Here is a 25,015-nt window from a genome sequence, read left to right as displayed (position 1 = left end):
ACAAAATTCTTAGATTACGACCTTTTTTTTAATCTGATATTTACTCATTTTTTACCAAAAGAAAAAATTTTTTTTGGAACACTGCAAATAAAAGATGTGTTGTATATTTATTTTATGCCTAGTAAAGAGCCCGGAACACCTTTGTCCCGGGCTCACTTCATGTTACTGAGCTGTTACTTCATCAATTAATTCTTTTTTTATTTGTTCATTTGCCTGAAGTGCTCTTTGAGCAATCGCTTCATAACGTGTTTTTTTGTCACGAATGCGCTCTGGTAATTCAGGGAACAAACCATAATTCGCATTCATTGGTTGGAAATGTTTTCCTTCAGCATGTGTAATATAATACGCCATACTCCCAATCGCTGTTTCTCGTGGAAACTCAATCGGCTCACTTTCTTTAGCTAAACGAGCAGCATTGATCCCTGCAAGCAAACCACTAGCTGCACTTTCAACATAACCTTCCACACCAGTCATTTGTCCTGCAAAGAACAAGTCTTCACGCTTGGTTGATTGATAAGTTGGTTTCAATAATTCTGGTGAATTCATAAAACTGTTGCGGTGCATCACACCATAACGGACAAATTCTGCGTTTTCTAAACCTGGGATCATACGGAAAACCCGTTTTTGTTCTCCCCATTTTAAGTGCGTTTGGAAACCAACGATGTTATACAATGAGGCAGCGGCATTGTCCTGACGTAACTGGATCACCGCATAAGGGCGTTTACCGGTTTTTGGATCTTCTAATCCAACTGGTTTCATTGGACCAAACAGCATTGTTTTAAAGCCACGCTGAGCCATCACTTCGATCGGCATACAGCCTTCAAAGTATTTTTCTTTTTCAAATGATTTAAGTTCGGCTACTTCAGCTGTTGTTAAAGCTTCGTGGAATGCTTTAAACTCTTCTTCAGTCATTGGACAGTTTAGATAAGCAGCTTCCCCTTTATCATAGCGTGATTTTAAATAGACTTTATCCATATCAATCGTTGCTTTGTCTACGATCGGTGCTGCTGCATCATAAAAATAGAATCCGTCAGAACCATTGAATGCTTTAATACTTTCAGCTAACGGGTGAGAGGTTAAGGGACCAGTAGCAATGATCGTGATCCCTTCTGGAATTTCAGTGATTTCTTCATTGATGACTGTTACTAGCGGGTGTTCTTTGACTTTACGTGTGATCGTCTCAGAAAAAGAATCCCGATCCACTGCTAAGGCACCGCCAGCTGGAACAGCTGTTTCATCAGCTGAAGTGATCACGACTGAATTTAACCGTCGCATTTCTTCTTTTAATAAACCTACTGCATTGGCTAAACTATTCCCTCTCAAGGAGTTGGAACAGACTAACTCTGCAAAATTACTTGTATGGTGTGCTTCCGTTGATTTCACTGGGCGCATCTCGTATAAACGAACAGGAACACCAGCTTGAGCGACTTGCCAAGCTGCTTCACTTCCAGCTAATCCTGCACCTATTACATTAACAGTTTTCAAATAAAGACCTCTTCTCATTTTATTTTTGAATGTCTTCTTCATAGTCGCCATTGATACATACGACTTGTTTTCCGCCTTTGACTTTCTTTTCAACTAAATACTGGTCACATTTCGGACAATTTCGACCTACTGGTTTGTCCCAAGAAGTAAAGTCACAGTCTGGAAAACGTGAACACCCGTAAAAGATTCGGTTTTTCTTAGACTTGCGTTCAATCACCTGACCCTCATGACAAACTGGACAAGTCACACCGATCTCTTTAACAATTGGTTTCGTATTTCGACAATCAGGAAAATTACTACATGCATAAAATTTACCATACTTTCCTAATTTTATAACCATCGGATGCCCACAAATATCACAGTCAAATCCAGCCGGTTCATCTTTGATTTGAATTTTTTCGATTTTTTCTTCTGCATTGGTCAATTCTTTTTCAAATGGTTTGTAGAAACGATCCACCACTTCGATCCATGCTTCTTTTCCTTCTTCAATTTTATCCAAATCACCTTCCATTTCAGCGGTAAAATGGATATCGACGATTTGGGGGAAGAAATCACAAATCAAAGAATTGACGATTTCACCCAATTCAGTTGGTTCGAAGCGTTTTTGTGTCAATTTGACATAGTAACGTCGTTGGATCGTATCCAGCGTTGGCGCATAAGTGGAAGGACGTCCCACACCATTTTCTTCCAAAGCACGGATTAAAGTTGCTTCACTGAATCTTGCTGGCGGTTGCGTGAAATGTTGCTTCGGTTCAATGTCCACTGATTGAACAATGTCCCCTTGTGCTAGTTCTGGTAAGATATTTTCTTTATCTTCTTTCCCATCATCTCTGCCTTCAACATAGACTTGCATGAACCCTTTAAATTTAACTTTAGAGCCATTCGCAATAAAAAGTACGCCATTTTGTTCTAAGGTAACTTTCATGGTATCTAATATCGCTGGTGTCATTTGACTAGCAATAAATCGTGACCAGATAAGGGTGTAGAGTTTTAATTGGTCCTTGTCTAAATATTGTTTGATTTCCTCAGGAGTACGTAGGACACTTGTCGGGCGAACTGCTTCATGGGCGTCTTGCGCACCTTGCGCATTTTTGATTTTACGTTGTGCATGACTAGAAAATTCTTTCCCGTAAGTTTCTTCGATGAAGGTAGCCGCTTCTGCTTTCGCAGTCTCAGCGATCCGTGTTGAATCGGTACGCATATATGTGATCAAACCTACAGTCCCTTGCTTACCTAAGGAGATCCCTTCATATAATTGTTGCGCAACCATCATCGTTTTCCGTGTTCTAAAATTCAATTTTCTAGCAGCTTCTTGTTGTAGGCTACTCGTAGTAAATGGGTTTGCTGGATTTCGTTTCCGTTCTTTCTTTTCAACTTTTTGAACGGTGAAATCTGGTCCATCAATACGATCAGTAACTTCTTTTACGGATTGGGCATCAGGCAATTTCTTTTTCTTGCCATCAATTCCCCAAAAGTTTGCTTTAAATTTTTTACGTGTTTTTTTGAAATTACCGTCAATGCTCCAGTATTCTTCTGGAATGAAATCACGGATTTCTTTTTCACGATCAATGATAATTTTTAATGCAATAGACTGTACTCTTCCAGCACTTAATCCTTTTTTGACTTTGCGCCATAGGATTGGACTGATGGAGTAGCCCACCAAGCGGTCTAACGCCCGTCTTGCTTGTTGGGCATCCACTAAATCCACGTCGATCGTTCTTGGTTCCTTGAAGGCTGCTTTTACCGCTTCCTTAGTAATTTCGTTAAAAACCACACGATTTTTTTCTGATAAATCTAAACCTAGTAAATAGGCTAAATGCCAAGCAATTGCTTCCCCTTCTCTATCCGGGTCACTTGCAAGATAAACTTTTTGCGCTTTTTTTGCTGCTGATTTTAAACTTTTGATCACATCGCCTTTTCCGCGAATTGAAATATAATGGGGTTCATAGTTGTTTTCGACATCAATTCCCATTTTACTTTTAGGTAAATCACGTATATGACCGACACTGGCCATTACTTTATAATTACGACCAAGATATTTTTCAATGGTTTTGGCCTTTGCAGGTGATTCCACAATCACTAAATATTTATATGCCATTACTGAATGGACTCCTTTCCATTGACATGTTCCTACTATATTAAGCGGACTCATACAAATCGTAGCTTATCATATCCATTCAGAAAACGTTTGTCAAGAAAATCAAATGAGAAGTTCCTGTTATTCTTTCAACTCGAACAATAAATCTTCACCAGAAATCACACAAACAGCACCATCTTGAATTAGTTGATGGGAGCCAGTTGAGTATTGTGTCAAAATATTTCCAGGTACAGAAAAAACAGTTCGACCGATTTCTAACGCTTGTTGTGCTGTTATCAAAGAACCACTCTTTTGCTTTGCTTCAATGACACAAGTGCCTTGTGACAAAGCAGCAATGATTCGATTTCTCATGGGAAAGCGGTATTGTTTTGGTCCTTCGTATGGTGGATATTCACTAAGTAAAAGATGATTCTTTCCAATTTCTGCTTGAAGAAATTGGTTTTCCTTTGGGTAGGCTTTTTTAATTCCTGTACCGATTACCGCAATCGTCTTTCCAGTATTTTTAATCGCAGCCAAATGTGCGTATGTATCGATTCCTTTGGCACAGCCACTAACGATGACATAGTTAGCATCTATGACCGGAGTTAAAAGTTCATGTACAACTTTTTTTGCCAAGACCGAGGTTTTCCTGCCCCCAACCACACTGAGCATCTTTTGTTTTAGTAGAGAAAGATCACCAGAATAAAATAAAAGAATCGGTGGTGTCGCAAGATGAAAAAGTTGCGGGGGATAGCACGGGTCAAGACAAGTAATGAATGACTGAGCTGTTTTAAACTTCGAAAAATTTTGATTGATTTGCCGCCAACTTTCTTGAAATTTTTCTCGATGACGAACAATTTTTGCGATTTCAATGATTTCATAAGAAGACAACTCGCTTGTTTGAGCTTCCAATAAAGCCTGGACAACCGCCCATTTTCCTTGACTGCTAATTCCTTTCGCATAAGCTAATTTAAGTAAAAATCCTTCAATCTGATCCATGAACGAAAACCGCCTCTCGAAGTTACTTTTAAATAAAATACGCAAGAGACGGTCAAACATCTTAAGATAAATAATTTTTTATCGGTGCAAAAGAGCGCCGATGAATAGGGGTAATTCCTTGTGTTGCTAAGCCTTGTAGATGTTCTTTCGTTCCATAACCAGCATTATGACCAAAACCATAACCTGGATATAGTTCATCATATTTTTTCATTAAATCATCACGATAAACTTTTGCAATGATACTTGCTGCCGCAATAGAAACTGAACGAGCATCTCCTTTGATCAATTTTTCTTGCTGGATTGGCAAATCCAATGTCATGGCATCAATTAAGAGATAATTTGGACGTATCGCCAGCTTTTCTACAGCTTGGATCATTGCTAGTTTGCTTGCCTCATAAATATTGACCTCATCAATCTTTTTTTCATCAATGATGCCGATACCGATAGCAAGTGCTTTTTGTTGGATTTGGTCATAAAGCTGTTCTCGTTTTTTTTCTGATAATTGTTTCGAGTCATTTAATCCAAGGATCGGTTCGTCTTTAGGTAGGATGACAGCGGCCGCTACTACTGGCCCTGCTAAAGGCCCACGCCCTACTTCATCAATCCCCGCAATCCATTCATATCCTTGTTCATATGCCTGCTTCTCAAATAATGACATTTCCAAATATTTTTCTTGGATCAATGCCGTTTTTTTTACTTGTTTCTCAAAGGATAGAAGCGCTTGTTGTACCCCTTTTCGCTGATCTTGCTTTAGTTCGGCAATGAAGGGATCAGTTAACGACGTCACTGTTTTTAATCGTTCCTTGATACTTTGGATCGATTCACTCATCGCTTGTTTTCCCCATTTCTTCACATCGATCTAACGTGTAACGCCCAAGTTTTCCTTGACGGATATCGAAGACTACCACTTCACTACCACGATCATAATCATCTTTATAGCCACGCTTTGCAGTAATCGTCATCAATAATTCAGGTGCTAATTGTTGTTCTTCTTCTTCTGGCAACTGATAGCGCTCTGCGATTCTTCCTGGATAGTAACGAGCGAAAAAATCTAAGCCATAAATAGCGAGATCATCTAAATGAACTAACTGGTCTTTAATGGCTCCGGTTAGTGCTAGTTTTTTACCGATCTCTTCATCTTCAAATTTAGGCCATAAGATTCCTGGCGTATCTAATAACTCTAATTCGCTACCTAGGCGCAACCATTGTTGTCCTTTTGTCACACCAGGTTTATTACCTGTTTGCGCAATTTTTTTCCCAACTAAGCGGTTCATCAATGTTGACTTCCCGACATTTGGAATACCTAAAACCATGGCTCTGATTGCTCGTGGTTTGATCCCTCGAGCAGCATCACGTGCCCTTTTTTCTTTTAGTGCTTCTTTGGCTGCTGGAATCAACGCTTTGATCCCTTTACTCTCTTGAGCGGTAATCGCTAATGCTTGATGACCTTGTTGTTGAAAATACGTTTGCCATAACTTCGTTTGTTGGGGGTCTGCTAGATCAGCTTTATTTAATAATACCAACCTTGGCTTTTGTTGGATGATCTGATCAAGCATTGGATTACGTGAAGACAAAGGTAATCGCGCATCGACTAATTCAAAGACGATATCGACATATTTCATTTTCTCAGAAACTTCACGACGGGCTTTTGCCATGTGCCCTGGGAACCATTGGATCGTCATAGAATAAATTCATTCCTTTCATATAAGGATTTCAAACCTTATTCTTACATTATCATATTTAACCTTAGTAAATCTATGCATACAAGTCTACTACCATCAAGTAAGTTGATTAGGCTCATTTTCCTTATATTATTCAAAACAATTATTGGGTAGACTCTTTCAAAAGTAGCTCTGCAACTATCCATACTACCATGAACCTAAGATCAGCGATTATTTTTATGCATTTATCCTGACTTTACAATTTTTTAAAGTGGATACCGCTTTTTATTCATCAGTGGTTCGGCAGAATAATCCTTCTATCATGATACTAAATCTCAACGCCTTAGGGTATTTTTCTTTATCAAACATGTTTTGTATTCTTATTACTATTAATAAAAAGAAAATACATCATTATAAATAACAAAAAGGCGCCTGTTCCGTATTTTATCATATTTCCCTACTAATCGCACTCTCATTTTGGCATTTTCCGTTCTCTGGGTTCTTGATTCCTCCATGCTACAAATTGGTGAGATAACACATCCTTTAAGACTTCTTCGTGATCCATTACTCAATATAATTTTAGATATTTTTTCACTTTATTATCGATTCTGAATTTTGGAATCATCAACTATCGATTATCCTTTTTCAGTTAAAAATGAGTGGAAAACTTCCAACTTGCTTTCTAACGTTTAATCGATTGAGTTATTTATTTTTTTATTTAACGCTCTTGCTTGCTTTTTGCTCTCATTTTTTGCGTATAGATAAAAAGCAATGGTGTGTAAGATCAAATTTAAAATAAGATAAATTGCCAAAAGATTAATTGGTGAAATTGCCAAAGGCAGTTTGAATGAAAGCAAATTGAAAATCGCTAAACCCGCAACTGTATTTCCAACAGTCGCAATCAAAATATTACTGACTGGTTTCAGCGTAAGATGATTCCAAAGCACATCATACATCACACCAAAGACTAATGCACAAACTAGACTAACACCCATTACGTGCCAAAGAAAATAAACATGGATCATCTGTCCTTTCGCAAAGAAGCTTGTTATTATAAATATCAACCAGATGCTGCTTAACGAGAACGTTTGAAAAAAATTATGTTTTATCTGTTTACTCATACCCACATCTCCTTAAATTTTTTTACATAGTGACGATTCACAATAAATTTAGAACCATTTTTCATTTCAATTTCAACCCGTGCATTATCCGTAGAACGAAAAGCTTTAATAAAAGATCGATTAACCAGCGTACTAATGTTGATCCGCACAAATCCGTAACTTGTAAATTGCTTCTCAACTATTTTTAACCGTACAGCTAATAGATACCTCTCATTTGATGTAAAAACGACATGACACATCTGTTCTTTTGACTCGATTGAGGAGACATCACTTAATAGCCTGGAAACTTTCTTATTTGTTTTTGCATCAATTACTACGATTGTTTGCTCCGTAGTCAGAATAGCTTCTTTTATTCTCCCCCACGTTTTTTCGCAAGAAGAATGGGTAGTTACCTTCACTGTATCCTGTGCAATGTGATTATCAATTCCAAATTTTATTCTCAAATTCTCTCCTCCTTGCTTTGATACTCTCAGTTTAAGCCGTACGCATACCATATTCAATTCCTTTCCATGAGGTTGCACTTTTTCGCAAGAAGATTGCAAGAGATAGGAAACATTTCAATACTTCCTCCCTATTCAGGTGTACCCTGCTTCTTCAAATGAAGAATGTTCCTGTCTTTAATGATGAACGACATTCGATTGGGTTTAATCGTTTTTTCTAGTATTCTGCCGATAAATATATTCAATGAACGTTTATAAAACTGTAAAGAAGAATTCTTTCAGCACGCATCTTTTGACAACGTTTACATTTTAATAGATGATAGGATAAAAGAAAGGAGAGGTACAAATGAACAGTATGGTTTTTGTTAATTTCCCCGTTGAAGATGTAGACAAGTCTGTTGCTTTTTATGAAAAATTGGGCTTTAAGAAAAACGAAGAATTTTCAACTGACGAAGCAAGCGCTGTGGTTTGGGACGACACATTTTGGATCATGTTACTCTCTCACGGTTTTTACAAAAAATTCTTAAAAGACAAAGAAATCGCAGATAATAAAAAAACAAGTGGCGCCTTGATTTCTTTTAGTGTAGCAAATGCGGATGAAGTTAAAAAGTTTGCGAATACGGCGAAAGAAAATGGCGGAAGCTACCATGAAGTCGATATGGGCATGTCTGAAGAAGAAATGTTTTCACTTGAAGTCCAAGATTTAGATGGAAATACATTAGAGCCTGTCTGGATGAAAATGTAAATTTTTTAAAGCCCTCCATTAGAAAAACAGATGGAAGGCTTTTTTAGATAAATTATCTTGGTCTCCTATGCACTTATTTTGGCTTGTTTGACTAAAATAGTAGTGCTAGTAGATCTTCGTTATTAAAATGAAAGATATAATCTGAAACAGTCATATCATTTAATGCGTTTTTTATTTCTTCATAAATAAATTTTTGACCAAGTAATTGTTGTTCAAGAATACTTACATCTTTTTGTCCAAAAAAATCCCCATAAAAACGAATCTCATTGATTCTCCCATGCAGTGTCGACAAACGGACGTCCACAATTCCAACTTTTGGGAGCCTGATTCTGCGTTTCACCGAAAACCTTGGTGTTTCACCATAGACCCAATCATCATTAGCATAACGATTCTGGACGATTTGTTCAATGTTTTGTTCATCTTTCTTCGTCAAATCTACCCTTTTATCTTCAATTTCTTGCAGATCATCGACCTGATAGACTTCACAAATCAGTGCATCTCTAAAGTCAGCGGTTTTTTCAAATTGATATTTTTCTTTTAAAAATGGTTTCAGATTCGTCACACTTTTTTTTACTGATTTCGTTGCTTTAGACTCAATTTTCTCTTTGGAAACCGTCAAAATTTTATCAAGAACGGACAAATCAACATCATACATTAATGTACCATGTGAGTATAACCGATTTTTTTTCGTATACATGGCATTACCAGAAAATTTCATTCCTTCGATATACATATCATTACGTCCACCAACTTCTGCTTTGGTTGCGCCCATTTTTCTTAATGCTGTGATAATAGGCGAGGTAATGGATTCATATTCACCAAATTTCATTGCATTTTTGCTGGTCACAAAGCTAAAGCTTAGATTTCCTAAGTCATCATATACAGCACCTCCACCTGAGGTTCGCCGAGTGAGTGTCACGTTTTTTTCCCTTAAATACTTGAGATCGATTTCTTCATAACTATTTTGGTTTCGTCCAATAATCACACAAGGTTTTTGAATATATAGTAAAAATAAAGGTTCATCACTGTCAAAACTGTTCATAAGATATTCCTCTGTTGCTAGATTTCTCCGAATATCTAAACTTTCCATGATATGATAACGCACTTTTATCCCTTCTTACTTTTTCTCCTATCATCTCTTTTAGAACATAAAATGGCAAGAAATTAGTTCATTTTATATCTTAATTGTACTCTTTTAATCAAGTAAAAAAGCGACCTCCAAAAGTTAGAACAGAAAACCTAACTTTTGGAGGTTGCTTCACTCTAAAACAAATTAGCGCTGGCATTAGCACCTTGAAATCATCCTGAATGATCTCTTTTCTTTACCCAATCCATTTTATCTCGTTCAAAGGATAGTAAACAAAGCGAGCCTTACCCAATATTTCGCTTCCTGTAATCATACCAAAGGAGCGACTGTCTTTCGAAACACGTCGATTGTCCCCTAAAACAAAGTAACTGTCGGCTGGCAGCTTTGTCTTATTCGTTAATTCTTCCAGAGTAAAGTCCGTTGTATAAGGACTACTTTCATGATCTGACTTTCTATTTTTCGTTAGAAAAGGTTCTTCGACCACTTTTCCATTCACTTTCAGCTGATCATTCTCATAGCTAATTGTCTCTCCTGGCAACCCAATCACTCGTTTGATATAAATCGTTCCATCAGCCAATTGAAAAACAACTACGTCAAACCGTCTGATTTCAGAAAATTTTTCCATTACAACCATGTCACCTTGTTTCAAGACGTTTTCCATCGAATTACCTTCCACTGGCACTGGAATAAGAAGAAATCCTCTTAAAATAAAAGCGATCAAGATGGAGCAAAGTACATATTTGATTATAAGCCAAAAACGGTCGATATAGCGTTGTTTTTTTGTCAATATCCATCATTCCACTCTCAAGGTTATCGTTCTTTCTCTATTATAGAAAAAAAAAACAAAAAATGCGACTAGATGTTTCCTTTTTGATCTTTTCTAAAAAATGAAGAAAACAAACGCAGAATCAATGGCTGTTTTCTAAATATTTTTCCCACACCTCATCAAATATATCCATAGATGACAAATAATCCACATTCAATTCTAGATAATCGGAAATTTCTTCATAACTCGTACTATGTTTAGGAAACTGGATATCTTTTCCTGCTTCTGTGGCGAAAACAGACTGTTGATCTGCTTGTTTACCGCCACGAAGAGTCATTAAATAATGATAGAAGCTTTGATTCACATTCTTTCCTCCCAGTTTTCTTTGACGAAAGCCGCTCTTCTTGCATGGTTTCGCTCAAAATTTTCAGGATTTTTTTTATAATAATCTTGATGCTCTGGCTCAGCCAAATAAAATGGTTGTGCTTTTTCAATCGTGGTCACGATCGGTTTTGTAAACCGACCACTAGCCGCTAATCGATTTTTACTTTCTTCCGCGATTCTCTTCTGTTCATTTGTCGTAAAGTAAATAACCGGCCGATAATTCTCGCCACGATCTTCAAATTGTCCAAATGCATCCGTTGGATCGGTTTGCTGCCAATAGATTTCCACTAATTCTTGATATGATATTTTCTCTGGATCATAGATGATCTCTACCGCTTCTGTATGACCAGTCGTTTTAGATTTGACTTGTTCATAGGTTGGAGATGGCACATGTCCACCTGTATAGCCAGACATGATCGTATGAATCCCTGGTAGCGTATCAAAGGGCTGAATCATACACCAAAAGCATCCTCCAGCAAAAATTGCTCTTTCCATCCTTCTCTCTCCCATCAATGACCCACTGTTTACTTCGTTACACTCGTGTCGGTGGTATCAGTATTCTTTGTCGTTTTATTGCTCGTTGTCTTTTCACCAGTTTCTTTAGGTAGATATAGACTAAAACGAATGTCATCATTCACTAAATCAATTTTATCTGCTTTGATGTACATACCATTTTGCATACGGAAGCGATCTAAACGTAGCATGATCGTCAAATCATCCGTATTGATTTCAATCCAATCAGGCAACTTATAATTTCGCTTGATCATATTCATGATATCTTTGATCGGTAAACTCAATGTGCCGATCGAAAGACTTTTCGCTTTTAATTGGACATTTCCATTTTCCATCACATATGGATCAAAGTACAGATAAAAGTTGATTGGAAATCCTAATACTTCAAACGTACCATTCAACATCGCTTCATTTTCAAGATAAAATTTATATTGAATACCTTGGTCTTTTTGATAATCTGTCAAGAAAAAGCTGATCATTTGATTGACCTTTTCTTTATTGGTGTTGATGGTCAAGACTGGATCTCCTTGTCTTTGGGTGATCGCTGGCACCTTAGCAAAATCCGGTTCTCGATTCGCAAAAATCCGAGTACCTAAAAAGATGCTTGATCCAAGAACAACCCCTAAAAGGATCAAAAAAGCCCATTTCCAATAATTTTTCTTTTGAATTTCAGTATTCGTTTCTGTCGAAACCTTTTTTGAGCGTTTTTCCATTATTTCTGATCCTCCCTTGGCAACCACTGGTCTTGCGTTTCAATTAATTCATCTCGTACAGCATTTGCCATCAATTGATAGCCTAAGTTATTAGGATGAAAATGATCTTCTTCATACAATACATTATTTTTGCTATGTGACGTACTTTCGCTAGTACTTGACTGATTCGTTCCTTCTTCAGTTACGCCAACTTTTTGGTTTAACCCTTGATATAGCAAATCATTGATTGGGATAAAATAGCAGTTGTCCGCATTTTTGACAACAGACTCAGTCCCAGCATTCCAGTTGTTCACAATCGTCTGCATGTCTTTAATCTCAGGGAAGTTCAAATAAAATGGATTATAAATACCTAAGATGTAAACCGGTGCGTGACCATTTAACTTCCTAATTTCTTCAATCAGTTGTTCAACATTTTTCTGATACTTTTGTAATGGTCGCTTAAATGATTGGATACTGATCCCAAATAGATCGTTTTGAATCACTTTCATTAAGTCATTTCCGCCCACTGTCAAAGTGATAAAGTCAGCTGATTTAATGTTTGTTTGAATCTCTGAATTTTTCTTGAGCCGTTTTAAAATTTGATCGCTCCGTTCACCGTTTACCCCATAGTTTTCAATTTCAACAGCAGTCAGATCATAGCGATCTTTTAAATCGTTGGCTACTAATGGAACAAAACCACCTTGTTTCGTTTGATCTCCTATTCCTTCAGTTAACGAATCGCCGATAGCTACATAATGGATTTTTTCTTTTTGATCCGTCTTTTGACTAACTGTCGCTGCTGGTTTTAATAGCGGTTTAGCTTTTGGAATCGATAAAGATAGTCCTAAATATACAAATATAGCGATTAGTAATGGGAACAAAACGAGCAATAGTTGTCGTTTTGTTAATTTCATATCATTCACCTCATATTATTCGATTGTTTCTTATGTTATCAAAAATTAAAATAAAAAGGTAGTGTTTCTGAAAAAAATAAGAATTATTATAAAGAAAAAAAGGATAAAATCAATGGCTAACTGACCAATGATTTATCCTCTTGATTTAGTCAACGTAATACATGATTGCAAAGGCGTTTTTCCCCGTATGTGTTGCAATAACTGGATTCGTGTGTAGAACAGGAATCGTCATATCAGGAAATAATTCTTGTAGTCCTTCTTTAAATTCTTGAGCAAGCTCTTGAGCATCTGCATGAGAGATCCCAATTTGACGAACATTTGGTAGTTCTTTTAATTCTTTCTTCAAATTATTGAACCATTTGTCAAAGGTTTTCTTTCCTCGACCCTTAGCAACTGGGATCAACTCTCCATGAGTGAAATTCATCACAGCACGTATGTTCAATACACTTGACAATAAACCAGTTGCTCGGCTAATGCGCCCACCTTTGACTAAGTTATCTAATGTGGAGATCCCAATATATAATTTTGTATTTTCTTGTACTTTTTTGATTTCTTCAAGAATCTCATCAGCACTTTTTCCTGCTTGTGCAAGTTCAGCAGCACGGATCACTTGGAAGGACAGCCCCTGATCGGTTGTATCACTATCGATGACAGTCACTTTCGTTTTAGTCAGATTGCTTGCCTGACGGGCCGCTTCAACCGTTCCACTCAAACCTTTAGTCATATGGATCGAGATAACTTCACTGCCATCTTCGCCAAGTTGATCATAGGTTGAAATAAATTCACCGATTGGCGGTTGACTCGTTTTTGGTAATGATTTAGCTTGAGCCATCATATCCATGAATTTTTCTCCACCTAATTGATCGTCATCAGGATAGACCACGCCATCGATCATGATAGCTAGCGGCATCACCTGGATATTTAAGTTATCTCGCACACTTTTTTCCATTGTACAAGAAGAATCTGTTACGATTTTTACATTTGTCATACTATCTCACTCTTCCTTTAACAAGATGCCTTTTGGTTTACAACAAGTACTAATAAAGGCAATTTCTTTTTTAAGTATAACAGACAACAGACGTTTTTTCATTAAATACCTCTACGAACGATTCCGTTTTCATCCAAAGATGTGGTATTGATCATTTCAACTTTATTAAAAAAGATATTTCCCAAAATGTGCTAAACAAGCTTTCAGGAAATACCTTTTTTCATTGGTTATTTATTTTCTTTTTCGTTGATATGTTTCAAATTGATGGGCATAAGGATTTTTTTCGTCCATCTCCCCTTGACTGATATTGATTAATGACCATTGATCCCAATCAACTTCTGGAAAATAAGTATCCCCTGTAAAAGAATGATGGATGACTGTGCGATACAGCACCGAACAAAAAGGAAGAAATTCTTTATAAATAGCTGATCCTCCCGCAACGAACAAAATACCATCGTTTTCCTTTGCGTAATCCAATACTTCTTCAATCTCGTGCATAACCATGACATTGTCAGCTTGGTAATCACGATCTCTTGTCATCACGATTGTTTGACGGTTAGGCAACGGACGACTTCCCATACCTTCAAATGTTTTTCTTCCCATAACTAAAGTATTCGCTTCAGTCATTTGTTTAAAAAACTTCAGATCATTGGGTAATCGCCAAGGCAGTTGGTCTTCTTTACCGATCAACCCATTTTCATCTTGTGCCCAGATAGCAGCTAACATTTCATCATCCTTTCTGTGTTCATACTGCGATTGGCGCTTTGATTGCTGGATGAGGTTCATAGCCTTCAACCTTGATATCATCCATTTCAAAGTCAAACACAGAATTTTTTTCTGTATTTAAAACTAATTTAGGAAACGCACGCATTTCTCTTGAAAGTTGTTCTTTCATTTGTTCCACATGATTTGAATAGAGATGAGCATCACCTAAAGTATGGATAAATTCACCAACTTCTAATCCAGTTTCATGCGCAATCAGATGGGTTAACAAAGCATAACTGGCAATATTGAAAGGCACACCTAGAAATACATCACCACTCCGTTGATACAATTGACAACTTAAACGACCATCATGAACATAAAATTGAAACATCGTGTGGCAAGGCGGTAACGCCATACTAGGAACATCTTCTGGATTCCAAGCAGACACGATCAAACGTCTTGAATCAGGTGTTTTTTTGATTGCTTCGACCACTTCCTTGATTTGATCGATAAACCCACCATCTTTCGTTTCCCAATGGCGCCACTGGTACCCATAGATGTGACCTAAATCGCCATATTTTTCAGCAAATGCGTCATCAGTTAAAATTCTTTCACAAAATAGCTGACTTTGTTTTTGATATTGTTTATTAAACTCAGGATCAGAGATGCTTCGATGGCCAAAATCAGTCATATCTGGCCCATGGTATTCATCACTTTTGATATATCGTTCAAACGCCCATTCATCCCAGATATGATTGTTATTTTGTAAAAGATAACGGATATTCGTATCCCCTTTTAAAAACCATAACAATTCACTCTTAATCAACCCAAAAGGAACCCGTTTCGTTGTTAATAATGGAAATCCTTTTTGTAGGTCGAACCGCATTTGATAGCCAAAAATGCTGCGTGTACCGGTGCCTGTTCGGTCGCCTTTTTCATGTCCTTCTTCTAGTAGTTTCCTGCCTAAATCAAGATATGCTTGCTCCATTTTTTTCCTCCTAGTCTTCCACCCATTCGCTTAAGTATTCCCAACGAGCCATTTTCTCATCTAATTTGCTTTCTGCTTGTGAAACGTTTGCTTGTAATTCTTGTAAACGAGTAAAGTTATCTCCTTGATGATTCATTTCTTCTTGCAGCTCTGAAATCTGTTCTTCTAATTCAGCAATTTCATCTTCGATCGTTTCCCATTCTTTTTGCTCTAAATAAGAAAGTTTCTTTTTTGTTTCCTTTTTATCGTCAGTAGCCGGCTTCGTTGCATCATTCATTTTTTCTTTACCTAAAGGCGCTACATCTTTTTGTGTCAATAAATAACTCGACATATTCCCATAATATAATTCTTGCTTAGCATTTCCTTGAAAAACTAATAATTTTTCTGCTACTTTGTCTAAGAAATAACGGTCATGTGATACAGTAATCACGGCACCTGGGAAACTCTTGAAATAATCTTCTAAAATGGTCAGTGTGGCGATATCTAAATCATTCGTTGGTTCATCCAAGAGTAAAACATTAGGTTGTTGGATCAGCAATTTCAATAGATATAGTCGACGTTTTTCGCCACCAGATAATTTTTTGATCAATGTGCCATGCATAAATCGAGGAAATAAAAATCTTTCCAATAATTCAGCCACACCAATTTGCATACCTTCTGCCGTTTGAGCTTCTTCAGCTGCTTCTTGCAAATAAGCAATCATGCGTTTTTCGGGATTCATCTCTTCATTTTCTTGTGTATAGTAGGCGATACGAACAGTCTCACCAACCGTAAACGTACCATTATCTAAAGGAATACGTCCCGCTAAAATGTTCAGTAAGGTTGATTTACCGGCACCATTTTTCCCAGTGATCCCTAAACGTTCTCGTGATTGAATCAACAAATCTAAATGGTTGATCAGCAGTTTCCCTTCAATAGCATATGTTCCATCTTTGATCTCTAATACTTTTTTTCCTAAACGTTTCGTTGCGATATTCAATTCGAGGTCTGCTTCATGATTGACTTGATACAAGTTTTCTTTAAGATCCTCAAAACGATTGATGCGTGCTTGTTGCTTCGTTCCGCGTGCTTGAACTCCAGCTCTCATCCAGGCTAATTCTTGTTTGTACAGGCGCTTTCGTTTTTCTTCTTGTTCCACTTCCACGCGATCTCTTTCAGCTTTTTCTAAAATATAAGCTTCATAATTCCCTCGATACTCGTGTAGTTGTCCAAATGATAGTTCAAAAATGCGATTCGTCACTCGATCCAAGAAATAACGATCATGGGTGACCATTAATAACGATCCACGATACTGTTTTAAGTAATTTTCTAACCATTCAATCGCTTCATAATCCAAGTGGTTCGTGGGTTCATCTAATAATAATAAATCAGGCTCATCGATTAGGACTTGTGCTAAACTTACACGTTTTTTTTGTCCACCTGACAGTGCGCCAATCTTTTTGTCTAATTCACTGATGCCTAATTTTTGTAAGATAATCTTAGCATTTGTATCTGTGGTCCAAGCATCTTCTTTGTTCATTTGTTCTTCTGCCTTGGCATAACGTCTCTGAACGCTCTCGTCCTCGCCATTCTCAGCTAATACAAGCAAAGCTTCCTCATATTCTCTCACGGTACGGATTAATGGACTATTTCCTTGAAAAACCGCTTGAAGTACAGTCAATTCATCAGAAAATTCGGTTGTCTGTGACAAATATCCAATTCGATAATCATTCGGATAAAAAACTGTTGGTCGATCTCCATCCCCACTGTCGATACCTGCTAAAATATTTAATAAACTTGTTTTTCCAGTTCCATTAGTTCCAATCAAACCGATTCGGTCTTTTTCGTGGATCAAAAAAGAAATCTGGTTAAATAGTTCTTTTTCACCATACGTTTTATTGAGGTCAGTTACTTTTAATTCTTTCAATCCATTCCCTCCTCATCTTGGTTATTGTATCATAAAATAATTTAATTACGGATATTTTTCTATTGTCATCTTAGACAAAATAAAGGGAGAAAATAAGATAGTGTTGATTTTTTCATTAGAGTGGGATAATAGTTAGAAAAAATCTGATTATTGCCTCATTTTTTTAAGGTACACAAAAAGCACACAACCTTGTATGATTAAAGTGCCTAAACAAAAATCAAAGGAGTGTGCTTTTTTTGTATCTATAAAATAAAAAAAATTTTATGTTTTGACTATCTATAACGTTCCTATTATAAAAAATAATTAGAAAGATGTTAATTATTCGATTATAGCTACTGCTCTAACCCAACCAGCACTAGCATTTTTAATTTTTATCGGATAACAACTGATTTTAAACCCCGTGGAAGGTAATTGATCAAGACTGGTTAATTTTTCAAGCTGACAATAAGATTTCTCGATTCCTGCAAAATGCCCTTCCCAAATAAGTGAAGGGTCTCCGGTCTTATCAAATTCTTTTGCAATGAATGGTAAAGGTCTGTCCCATGACCAAGCATCGGTACCTACCACTTTTATTCCTTGTTCGAGTAGCCATAAAGTTGCTTCTCTTCCTACACCGCACCCACTGATTAAGTAATTTGATGTTCCCCAATATTGATCTGCTCCAGTCCGAATTAAAACAATGTCCTTTTCTTTTAATCGATAGTCCATCGCATCTAAAGCTTCTTTAAAATCCTCGATTTCTAATCGATATCCGTCTGGTTTGTTTGAAAAATCAAATACAACACCATTACCGTAACACCAATCAAGAGGAATTTGCTCAATTGTCCAAGCTGGCTTACCTTTATCCATTGTTGGATGGTAGTGATAAGGAGCATCTAAATGAGTACCTGAATGCGTAGTCAAGTGAATTTTTTCGATCGCCCATGCTAAACCAGCAGGCAAGTGTTCTTTTTTTGCTGTTCCAAAGAAACGAAGCATATCGTTGACGCTTTGTTCATGATCAATGTATGAAATTTTAGGTATCATTTCCTCTGGATCACTGGGCAAATCATTTTCTATAGTGATACTTAAGTCAACTAATTTCAATGTCTAACAACTCCTTGAATGATTATCTAAGTTTTAATATTAACTAAAAAAATTTTTCTATTTTACTTTTTTTTGATGATTTTTGAATTTATTTTTTATAGTGATAGTCTGATGGACAATCATTGAATTATGTCATTAAATAAAGAATAGACATTAAGAACGATGCTTTTATCAGTTTACAACGATTAGAAAGGTGAAGAAAATCTTGAAAAATAATTGTCATTTATCCTATTGATTTTATAATGTGGAAGTCCAACATAGTATACTTTACTTGATTTTTCGAGACTAGAAGAAATATCTTCTTTACATTAATAGAAAAATATATTACAATTTTTTTCGAATATCGGAGGATCCTAAGGGATTGGATAAGATTACTCTTATCCAATCCCTTTTTTGTTTTCTGATATCTAATTTTTCTTAAGGAGGTACGAAATGGAGAAGAACTGGTTTTACGTTATCTTCGGAGGTTTTTTAGAAATTTTTTGGGTACTTTGTTTAAAAAAATCAGAGAATTTCCATCATTTTTTCTATTCCATTTTGACGATTTTGCTCGTTGTCATTAGCTTTTATTTATTTGCTAAAGGTATGGAAAGCTTACCTACTGGAGCAGCATATACAGTGTTTACTGGAATAGGTGCAGTTGGAACAATCATTTTTGGTATTTTATTTCTGAAAGAAAGTGTATCTGTGCAAAAAATATTGTTTTCTGCATTATTAGTTATAGGAATTTTGGGTCTAAAAATCACAACAAAGGAGGAATAATCTGTGGATATACTTTATCTTATACTAGCAGGAATAGCAGAGATCATAATGGTCTTTTCTCTTAAAAATTCACACGGATTTAAAAAAATAAATTGGAGTATTATAACTATTATTTCTGCAGCCTCTAGTTTACTCCTTTTATCGCATTCAATGAATACATTAGAAGCTGGGGTTAGCTATAGTATTTGGGTAGCTTTTGGTTCCATTGGTTCAATGATCCTTGGAGTATTTTTATTTAAAGAAAAAATGAACTGGCTACAATTTGCTTCCATGATTATTATTTTATTTTCTGTGATTGGCCTAAAACTAGTTAGCTAATTAAATTGAAGAATCTATTGTCATTTGTGAGACTGGGACAAAACTTGCCTCAGTCTCTTCTACTATCACTAAAGCTGTTTGCTAATTGAAAGCCATTTTCTTTTAAATACGCTTCAAATGCTTCTTGTGTGGTTTGAGTTTCATTCGGATCAAGCTTGGCACAAAACTCTCCGTTTTAAGCGATTATCTGGGCTTTTCCTTCAAAGTAAGGTTTTTTTTTACGTTCCTGATCTTTTCTTGCAATTGGTAAATCATAGATGTTGTTGGGGTTTGGACTCTACCTAAGGACAAACTTACTGGTATACCTTTTTGCTGCAAGAGTAAACTATACCATGGGTTATCATTCATACCATCAATGAATCAACGTGAAATAACAAAAAATCTGAGACAGAATGAGGTTCATTCTGACCCAGATTTGATCACGCTGAGCACTTACTCAACTTTTTTAGCCGGAAGCGAACGTTTTCTTGCCCGCAATGCGAATTTAAATGAAAAATCATCAACTGGCTTATTCATAGTATAGGATTCCAGTAAATTAATATTTTTCCGATAACTATTAGCAGAAAAAGTCGTGATCTTCTCAGCTTCTTCATACTCATCAACGATTTTGCGCTCTAAGTAATAGCCACGTAACATTTTTTTAGAATAAAGACTGTCTTGTTGGATCATCCAAGAGGAGATCAAATTTCCTGAAGCCATTTTGATGCCTTCCATTTTTCGTTGTTGGATGAAAAAGTTGACCATTGTTTCATCATAAACATCGGTTAGGTTTTCTAAACTCTCAATGATCAATTGTGTGTTTTTTTGATAGGTTTCCCGAATTTCTTGAATATCTTTTTCGGAAATCAGTGTCTTTCGATCTGATTTTTGTCGTTGCCAGAACATTTTGGGATGTAAGATGATTCGAATCAACCGTCGAACAAAAATAAACCAGAAGCCGACAAACGATAGTACCTGACTAGTAATAGAGTGTTCAAAATTAGCAAGAAATCGTGAATAAAAACGATAGCCATTTGAGGAAAGCTTACCAGAACGATAACTTTTATCTAACCCATCACGTTCGATGGATAAAATCAATGCTTGAATTTCTTGTACTTCTTGCTTTTCATCATCAGAAAGATCTTTTAAATAAAGATCACGGATACGCTCTTGATAGTTTTCGATCACTGCTTCAGTTGCTAAATATTCTTTTGAATCTTTATCTAACGTTTTGATTTCAGATTTCAATACTTCAATGACTTCTTCTAGGATCATTAAAGCATTCAAATCTGTTTTCACTACCTCTTCCGTTTCTGTCAACAGGGGTAAAACCACGATTCCTACGATCAGTGTTACCAAAATAACTCCTGCCGTCAAAAATAATAATAAAGAGCGCTGATAAAAAATCATTTGGTTAATCGTAAAAGGTAAGATGAAAATCGTTGCTAAACTAACCGTTCCTTTCACACCACCAAAAGTTAAAATCAAAATCTCATTCAATTGTTCCTTGAATTCTTTTCCTTTATATTTAAATAAATAAAAAAGACTGATCGAAACAAAGCGAATCATAAATAAGATCATTGAGATCAACAAAATCGTGATTAACAGCAACCAGTTTGAATAAAGCCCATCTCCCCAAACTGGAGAAAATACTTGAGTTAATTCAATTCCTAAAAAGATAAAAACTAACGCATTCAGCGTAAATGTGATTGTTGTCCATGTACTATCGGACAAACTTGATAACTCCGCATCAAACACCGAGATTTTTCTAAATCCCGAAGCTTGCAATACCCCAGCTACTACTGCGGCAATAATCCCTGAAACATCAAATACTTCTGCTAAAACATACGCTAAAAACGGTAATAGCAATTCAATTAACAAGTAACCTGTCACATCTCTGGCAGAAGCCTTCTCAATCAGATTAATCACTTTTCGTTTGACCCAGACAAGTAAAAAGCCAACGACGGCTCCTCCTATACTAGAAAACACAAGTGTAAATCCTGCGTTGACTGCAGAAAAAGAGCCCGTGATCAATGCAGCTAATGCAAATTGAAAGGCGGTAACACCTGAAGCATCATTTAATAATCCTTCGCCTTCTAAAATATGCATCGCTTTATTTGGGATATTCACCCGTCCAGAGAGCGAGCTGACAGCGACAGCATCGGTTGGTCCAAGAGCCGCTCCAAAAGCAAAACAAGCAGCTAATGGCACGCTGGGTAATAAAAACGACAGCGTAAAACCAACCCCGACTAATGTCAGGATTACCCCTCCAAAAGCCAGAAATAAAATCGTATCAAAGTTTTTCAGGATCGAGGATACATCGGCTTTTTCTCCTTCACGAAAAAGCAACGGCGCAATGATCATCACTAGAAAGAGTTCTGGTTCAAAGTTGATCGATTGGCCCCATTCTGTTAAGCCTAAGATGATACCAAGAAATATTTGGATCAGTGGAGCTGGGATCATAGGTAAAATGCGGCTAGCTATATTAGATAAGGTGATCGTTACAGCAAATACGATCACTAACTCAGCAAATTCCATGGTCCGTCCCCTTTATTTTTTATTTTGAGCGAGTACCTTTAGAAATTGTTCTTTTTTCTTCAATATTTTGTTTTCTACCACTTCTGCTTGTACATTGTTTCCTTCTAATTCACACTGTACTCGCTTTGATTCTAAACGTAGCAAATCATGTTTCAATCGCTCAAGCTGACGATACATGATGATATTTTTCTTTCGCAGCTTACAAAGGATTTGCCGACGATCTTCCATTGAAAACGCACCATAACGATCATGCAACAGTTTCTTTTGTTCTTCAAAGCTCTTCCTCATTTTTAAGATCTCCTAAATGCAAACTTGATCTTCATGAAACACTGAACGTTAAAAGGAAAAGGATCCTCCTTCATTAGACAAGTTCAGCTGGATTCGAAGAATAAGTTTGCTTGAATTTCAGAAACTCATTCTATTCCAAATGGAAGAAAATATCAAGTGCGGAAAACACACCAAAAAAGGAGCTGGGAAACCATTTCCGCTCCTTTCTCAGCTATCCATTAAACTTTGGTTTTATTCAAAAAACTCGCCATAGATATCTTCAACACGTTGATCCGGATTGATCACGATGTATAAATTGCCTGTTTTTTCACTGATTTTAGTTGATTGGTATTGATTATCCAATCCTTCTGTTCCTTTATCAAGATAAGGGAAGTAAACAAGGTCAGGTGTACCATTGCGATAAAGGATCTCCATCCGTTCAATATCTTCATATTTTAATGCACGGTTGAACATACCCATCTCTAATCCACCTAAGTTGATGTCGTGAGTTGCTACGGAATCACCTTCGTGAAAAATTTCGATCTTAAATCCAGCACAAGGATGGATTTCCATAAATTCACTACCATTGATTCGTCCAAAACTCGTTGTTATTTGTTTGATCCACAAATCACCAATATGGCGACGATTGATCGTCCACGTTTCGCCGTTTCGGAAATAAAATTTTAGCGCTGTCATTTCTTTACTCATAAAAAAATCCCCTTTTGACGTCATTTATTCTGGTTCCCTTTTAGTTTAGCACACATCCCACGTGAAGGTCACATCTAAAGTTTTTTCAAAGATGTGAAACTTTAGAAGCGTTCCACTATTGACAAAAAAATCCGGAAGCAACTCCCCAGCAATAAGCGAGGATTTTCTAAATAGGAGAAGTTTTTAAATTCCTCACTTATTACTCAGAGCTGATTGCTTCTTTCAGAATCTCTATTAAAGCGCGACTCCGACATTCATCGAAATCTATAAATGGTTATTTTGCTGGAGATAATCAACAAGGGCACTTGCTTCATTTGCTAAATTTCCCTCTACCACTGCTCTTTCTGCAGCTTGAAGTGCATCACTGACCCATTTCCCTGGTTTCTTGTCACTCACACTAAGAAGTTTCTTCCCATCAATTGCTAACTCTCGCATGGATGTAATCGGTAATTGATCATAGCGCTTTGCTACTTGTTCTAGTTGAGGTGTTTCACCAAAATAAATCATGAGTTCTTCTGTCTTCAAAGCGTTCTCTTTTCCCAAACAATAGAGTACCATTGGTTCCAACATCTGTCTTTTACGTTGAATCAATCCATGAACGATCATTTGAACTTCTCGAATCATTTGGTTGGAACATTTCCATTCCTTTAAGAAAGGACGGATCTCACTTTCTTGAAGTCCTAACTGATCGATCAACAATGCCCACGCCTGACTTTCAGTTTGCAATGGTTCATCTGGTAAATCGGCAAAACGTAACAAGGCTTCACCATAGTCTCTTAAACCTGGACAATAAATATAACATTGCGTCTCAACGAATGTTCTCAATCCTGTAGAACGCTCTTTCCCTAATAACATTTTGATGAATTCCACATTAATCCGTTCGACAGAAATTTTTCCTAATAATGAATGGTTGGCCTGAATGGCCGCAGCCGTTTCTTGCTCGAGTGTAAACCCAATTTGACTAACAAATCGAATCCCACGCATCATACGCAAAGCATCTTCATGAAACCGTTCCTGTGGATCGCCTACTGCTCGAAGGATCTGGTTTTCTAAATCAGCTAACCCGTCAAATAAATCAATGATTTGACCATCTTCTTTTAATGCAAATGCATTGATCGTAAAATCACGTCTTTTTAGATCCTCTTCAAGTGAACGGACAAATTCGACATGATCTGGACGACGATAATCTTGATAGGTCGATTCTGTCCGAAAGGTCGTGATTTCATATTGTTCCTCTTCAGCCAAGACCAAAACGGTGCCATGTTCAATGCCGATATCAATGGTTTTCGGAAAAAGTTGTTTGATTTCTTCTGGGAATGCACTTGTTGCGATATCTACATCATGGATGGGTTGATCCAACAAGATATCTCTGACGCTTCCCCCGACAAAATAAGCTTCAAAACCCGCTTGCTCCAATTTATTCAAGACAGGAATCGCTTTTTGGTATTCTCTTGGTAATTGTTTTAGTTTCATTGTTTTCCCTCTTCCAACTTGATGGCTTACGCTTTTTTATCATCCTTATTTGCTTCTTTTCTTTCAAAGCGATTGTGATCTCTGCGATTAAATTTTTCCATATTTTTTTCAAATACATCCGTTAAATCGATTTCCAGGGAATTTGCCATGATCATAGTGACAAATAAAACATCACCTAATTCTTCTGCTACAGAATTGTTGGGCTCCGTTTCTTTCTTCGCTTTTTCACCGTATGTATGATTGACTTCTCGAGCCAGCTCCCCGACTTCTTCTGTTAAGCGTGCCATTTGAGCTAATGGAGAAAAATAGCCTACTTTAAACTGTTGGATATAGTCATCTACTTCCTGTTGCATACTTCTTAAAGAACGTTCTTTTGTCATTTCTTCTCCACCTTTCCTATTTATCTTACCAAA

26 protein-coding genes and 1 pseudogene are annotated in these 25,015 nt (G+C 36.7%); 3 read left to right on the top strand and 24 right to left on the bottom strand.

Annotated elements, in window-relative coordinates; translation table 11 throughout:
- Nucleotides 1-162: 162 nt before the first annotated feature.
- The 7 genes from trmFO to IGJ27_RS04860 form a co-directional block, all read right to left on the bottom strand.
- A complete protein-coding gene (trmFO, locus tag IGJ27_RS04890) occupies nt 163-1,536 on the bottom strand; it encodes an FADH(2)-oxidizing methylenetetrahydrofolate--tRNA-(uracil(54)-C(5))-methyltransferase TrmFO (RefSeq protein WP_051092533.1) in 1,374 nt (457 codons plus the stop codon).
- Entirely contained in the window at nt 1,505-3,583 is a 2,079-nt protein-coding gene (topA, locus tag IGJ27_RS04885; RefSeq protein ID WP_178306042.1) for a type I DNA topoisomerase, read from the bottom strand. Before topA ends, trmFO begins: the two co-directional genes overlap by 32 nt.
- A gap of 120 nt (nt 3,584-3,703) precedes the next feature.
- Entirely contained in the window at nt 3,704-4,561 is an 858-nt protein-coding gene (gene dprA / locus IGJ27_RS04880) for a DNA-processing protein DprA (protein WP_081128696.1), read from the bottom strand.
- A gap of 61 nt (nt 4,562-4,622) precedes the next feature.
- Entirely contained in the window at nt 4,623-5,390 is a 768-nt protein-coding gene (locus IGJ27_RS04875; RefSeq protein WP_096710453.1) for a ribonuclease HII, read from the bottom strand.
- Nucleotides 5,383-6,243 carry a ribosome biogenesis GTPase YlqF gene (gene ylqF, locus IGJ27_RS04870; protein ID WP_178306043.1) on the bottom strand — a complete coding sequence of 287 codons (861 nt, stop codon included), beginning with the start codon at nt 6,241-6,243 and terminating at the stop codon, nt 5,383-5,385. Before ylqF ends, IGJ27_RS04875 begins: the two co-directional genes overlap by 8 nt.
- 668 nt (nt 6,244-6,911) lie before the next feature.
- A complete protein-coding gene (locus IGJ27_RS04865) occupies nt 6,912-7,343 on the bottom strand; it encodes a hypothetical protein (RefSeq protein WP_010737376.1) in 432 nt (143 codons plus the stop codon).
- Nucleotides 7,340-7,786 (bottom strand): LytTR family DNA-binding domain-containing protein, encoded by a 447-nt coding sequence (locus IGJ27_RS04860; protein WP_034700296.1) that lies wholly within the window; start codon nt 7,784-7,786, stop codon nt 7,340-7,342. Before IGJ27_RS04860 ends, IGJ27_RS04865 begins: the two co-directional genes overlap by 4 nt.
- 343 nt (nt 7,787-8,129) lie before the next feature.
- Here IGJ27_RS04860 and IGJ27_RS04855 point away from each other — a divergent pair, with 343 nt between their 5' ends.
- The gene (locus tag IGJ27_RS04855; RefSeq protein WP_010737374.1) at nt 8,130-8,528 is read left to right on the top strand and encodes a VOC family protein; all 399 of its coding nucleotides are present in this window, start codon (nt 8,130-8,132) and stop codon (nt 8,526-8,528) included.
- A gap of 91 nt (nt 8,529-8,619) precedes the next feature.
- Here IGJ27_RS04855 and IGJ27_RS04850 read toward each other — a convergent pair whose 3' ends face one another.
- The 11 genes from IGJ27_RS04850 to IGJ27_RS04800 form a co-directional block, all read right to left on the bottom strand.
- On the bottom strand, nt 8,620-9,633 hold the full coding sequence (locus IGJ27_RS04850; RefSeq protein WP_178306044.1) for a lipoate--protein ligase: 1,014 nt from the start codon (nt 9,631-9,633) through the stop codon (nt 8,620-8,622).
- 217 nt (nt 9,634-9,850) lie between these two features.
- On the bottom strand, nt 9,851-10,402 hold the full coding sequence (lepB, locus tag IGJ27_RS04845; RefSeq protein ID WP_034700293.1) for a signal peptidase I: 552 nt from the start codon (nt 10,400-10,402) through the stop codon (nt 9,851-9,853).
- 121 nt (nt 10,403-10,523) lie between these two features.
- Nucleotides 10,524-10,745, bottom strand: coding sequence for a YozE family protein (locus tag IGJ27_RS04840; RefSeq protein ID WP_010719473.1), 222 nt, complete (start codon nt 10,743-10,745; stop codon nt 10,524-10,526).
- The gene (msrA, locus tag IGJ27_RS04835; RefSeq protein WP_010737371.1) at nt 10,742-11,260 is read right to left on the bottom strand and encodes a peptide-methionine (S)-S-oxide reductase MsrA; all 519 of its coding nucleotides are present in this window, start codon (nt 11,258-11,260) and stop codon (nt 10,742-10,744) included. The genes IGJ27_RS04840 and msrA overlap by 4 nt, the downstream gene beginning before the upstream one ends.
- Before the next feature lie 29 nt (nt 11,261-11,289).
- Nucleotides 11,290-11,991, bottom strand: a complete 702-nt coding sequence (locus tag IGJ27_RS04830; protein WP_010719543.1) for a YpmS family protein — start codon at nt 11,989-11,991, stop codon at nt 11,290-11,292.
- Complete coding sequence (locus tag IGJ27_RS04825) at nt 11,991-12,884, bottom strand: SGNH/GDSL hydrolase family protein (RefSeq protein WP_178306045.1); 894 nt, start codon at nt 12,882-12,884, stop codon at nt 11,991-11,993. The genes IGJ27_RS04830 and IGJ27_RS04825 overlap by 1 nt, the downstream gene beginning before the upstream one ends.
- Nucleotides 12,885-13,029: 145 nt before the next feature.
- Nucleotides 13,030-13,872, bottom strand: a complete 843-nt coding sequence (locus tag IGJ27_RS04820) for a DegV family protein (RefSeq protein WP_010719545.1) — start codon at nt 13,870-13,872, stop codon at nt 13,030-13,032.
- A gap of 231 nt (nt 13,873-14,103) precedes the next feature.
- The gene (locus IGJ27_RS04815; protein ID WP_010719546.1) at nt 14,104-14,598 is read right to left on the bottom strand and encodes a dihydrofolate reductase; all 495 of its coding nucleotides are present in this window, start codon (nt 14,596-14,598) and stop codon (nt 14,104-14,106) included.
- 19 nt (nt 14,599-14,617) lie between these two features.
- Entirely contained in the window at nt 14,618-15,565 is a 948-nt protein-coding gene (locus IGJ27_RS04810) for a thymidylate synthase (RefSeq protein ID WP_178306046.1), read from the bottom strand.
- Between the two features lie 10 nt (nt 15,566-15,575).
- Nucleotides 15,576-17,471 carry an ABC-F family ATP-binding cassette domain-containing protein gene (locus tag IGJ27_RS04805; RefSeq protein ID WP_178306047.1) on the bottom strand — a complete coding sequence of 632 codons (1,896 nt, stop codon included), beginning with the start codon at nt 17,469-17,471 and terminating at the stop codon, nt 15,576-15,578.
- Between the two features lie 318 nt (nt 17,472-17,789).
- The gene (locus IGJ27_RS04800; protein WP_010737366.1) at nt 17,790-18,557 is read right to left on the bottom strand and encodes a cyclase family protein; all 768 of its coding nucleotides are present in this window, start codon (nt 18,555-18,557) and stop codon (nt 17,790-17,792) included.
- Between the two features lie 432 nt (nt 18,558-18,989).
- Here IGJ27_RS04800 and IGJ27_RS04795 point away from each other — a divergent pair, with 432 nt between their 5' ends.
- Together IGJ27_RS04795 and IGJ27_RS04790 are read left to right on the top strand one after the other, a co-directional pair.
- The gene (locus IGJ27_RS04795; RefSeq protein WP_053766436.1) at nt 18,990-19,319 is read left to right on the top strand and encodes a DMT family transporter; all 330 of its coding nucleotides are present in this window, start codon (nt 18,990-18,992) and stop codon (nt 19,317-19,319) included.
- A gap of 3 nt (nt 19,320-19,322) precedes the next feature.
- Nucleotides 19,323-19,637, top strand: coding sequence for a DMT family transporter (locus IGJ27_RS04790; RefSeq protein WP_010737364.1), 315 nt, complete (start codon nt 19,323-19,325; stop codon nt 19,635-19,637).
- Nucleotides 19,638-19,719: 82 nt separating this feature from the next.
- On the opposite strand, the pseudogene IGJ27_RS04785 reads toward IGJ27_RS04790, so the two are convergent.
- The 6 genes and pseudogenes from IGJ27_RS04785 to IGJ27_RS04760 all read right to left on the bottom strand — a co-directional run.
- A pseudogene (locus tag IGJ27_RS04785) lies at nt 19,720-19,985 on the bottom strand (DNA topoisomerase); the annotation flags it as partial.
- An 84-nt stretch (nt 19,986-20,069) separates the two neighbouring features.
- Complete coding sequence (locus IGJ27_RS04780; RefSeq protein WP_010719552.1) at nt 20,070-22,154, bottom strand: cation:proton antiporter; 2,085 nt, start codon at nt 22,152-22,154, stop codon at nt 20,070-20,072.
- Nucleotides 22,155-22,166: 12 nt separating this feature from the next.
- A complete protein-coding gene (locus IGJ27_RS04775; protein ID WP_010719553.1) occupies nt 22,167-22,442 on the bottom strand; it encodes a hypothetical protein in 276 nt (91 codons plus the stop codon).
- Between the two features lie 231 nt (nt 22,443-22,673).
- On the bottom strand, nt 22,674-23,129 hold the full coding sequence (locus tag IGJ27_RS04770; RefSeq protein WP_010751262.1) for a hypothetical protein: 456 nt from the start codon (nt 23,127-23,129) through the stop codon (nt 22,674-22,676).
- A 264-nt stretch (nt 23,130-23,393) separates the two neighbouring features.
- On the bottom strand, nt 23,394-24,602 hold the full coding sequence (locus IGJ27_RS04765) for a CCA tRNA nucleotidyltransferase (protein WP_096710459.1): 1,209 nt from the start codon (nt 24,600-24,602) through the stop codon (nt 23,394-23,396).
- 26 nt (nt 24,603-24,628) lie between these two features.
- A complete protein-coding gene (locus IGJ27_RS04760; RefSeq protein WP_010719556.1) occupies nt 24,629-24,982 on the bottom strand; it encodes a nucleotide pyrophosphohydrolase in 354 nt (117 codons plus the stop codon).
- Between the last annotated feature and the right edge of the window lie 33 nt (nt 24,983-25,015).

Source organism: Enterococcus sp. DIV1726a, assembly GCF_051710985.1.
GTDB lineage: Bacteria > Bacillota > Bacilli > Lactobacillales > Enterococcaceae > Enterococcus_B > Enterococcus_B hirae.
This window is presented reverse-complemented; position numbering and strand designations above follow the sequence as displayed.

Coding starts and splice junctions, on each gene's coding strand:
- topA (WP_178306042.1), bottom strand. CDS start 3,583: ATGGCATATAAATATTTAGTGATTGTGGAATCACCTGCAAAGGCCAAA.
- IGJ27_RS04775 (WP_010719553.1), bottom strand. CDS start 22,442: ATGAGGAAGAGCTTTGAAGAACAAAAGAAACTGTTGCATGATCGTTAT.
- IGJ27_RS04820 (WP_010719545.1), bottom strand. CDS start 13,872: ATGACAAATGTAAAAATCGTAACAGATTCTTCTTGTACAATGGAAAAA.
- msrA (WP_010737371.1), bottom strand. CDS start 11,260: ATGGAAAGAGCAATTTTTGCTGGAGGATGCTTTTGGTGTATGATTCAG.
- IGJ27_RS04760 (WP_010719556.1), bottom strand. CDS start 24,982: ATGACAAAAGAACGTTCTTTAAGAAGTATGCAACAGGAAGTAGATGAC.
- IGJ27_RS04875 (WP_096710453.1), bottom strand. CDS start 5,390: ATGAGTGAATCGATCCAAAGTATCAAGGAACGATTAAAAACAGTGACG.
- IGJ27_RS04830 (WP_010719543.1), bottom strand. CDS start 11,991: ATGGAAAAACGCTCAAAAAAGGTTTCGACAGAAACGAATACTGAAATT.
- IGJ27_RS04780 (WP_010719552.1), bottom strand. CDS start 22,154: ATGGAATTTGCTGAGTTAGTGATCGTATTTGCTGTAACGATCACCTTA.
- dprA (WP_081128696.1), bottom strand. CDS start 4,561: ATGGATCAGATTGAAGGATTTTTACTTAAATTAGCTTATGCGAAAGGA.
- IGJ27_RS04765 (WP_096710459.1), bottom strand. CDS start 24,602: ATGAAACTAAAACAATTACCAAGAGAATACCAAAAAGCGATTCCTGTC.
- trmFO (WP_051092533.1), bottom strand. CDS start 1,536: ATGGCGACTATGAAGAAGACATTCAAAAATAAAATGAGAAGAGGTCTT.
- IGJ27_RS04815 (WP_010719546.1), bottom strand. CDS start 14,598: ATGTTAGCTGCTATCTGGGCACAAGATGAAAATGGGTTGATCGGTAAA.
- IGJ27_RS04865 (WP_010737376.1), bottom strand. CDS start 7,343: ATGAGTAAACAGATAAAACATAATTTTTTTCAAACGTTCTCGTTAAGC.
- IGJ27_RS04825 (WP_178306045.1), bottom strand. CDS start 12,884: ATGAAATTAACAAAACGACAACTATTGCTCGTTTTGTTCCCATTACTA.
- IGJ27_RS04795 (WP_053766436.1), top strand. CDS start 18,990: ATGGAGAAGAACTGGTTTTACGTTATCTTCGGAGGTTTTTTAGAAATT.
- IGJ27_RS04770 (WP_010751262.1), bottom strand. CDS start 23,129: ATGAGTAAAGAAATGACAGCGCTAAAATTTTATTTCCGAAACGGCGAA.
- ylqF (WP_178306043.1), bottom strand. CDS start 6,243: ATGACGATCCAATGGTTCCCAGGGCACATGGCAAAAGCCCGTCGTGAA.
- IGJ27_RS04810 (WP_178306046.1), bottom strand. CDS start 15,565: ATGGAGCAAGCATATCTTGATTTAGGCAGGAAACTACTAGAAGAAGGA.
- IGJ27_RS04855 (WP_010737374.1), top strand. CDS start 8,130: ATGAACAGTATGGTTTTTGTTAATTTCCCCGTTGAAGATGTAGACAAG.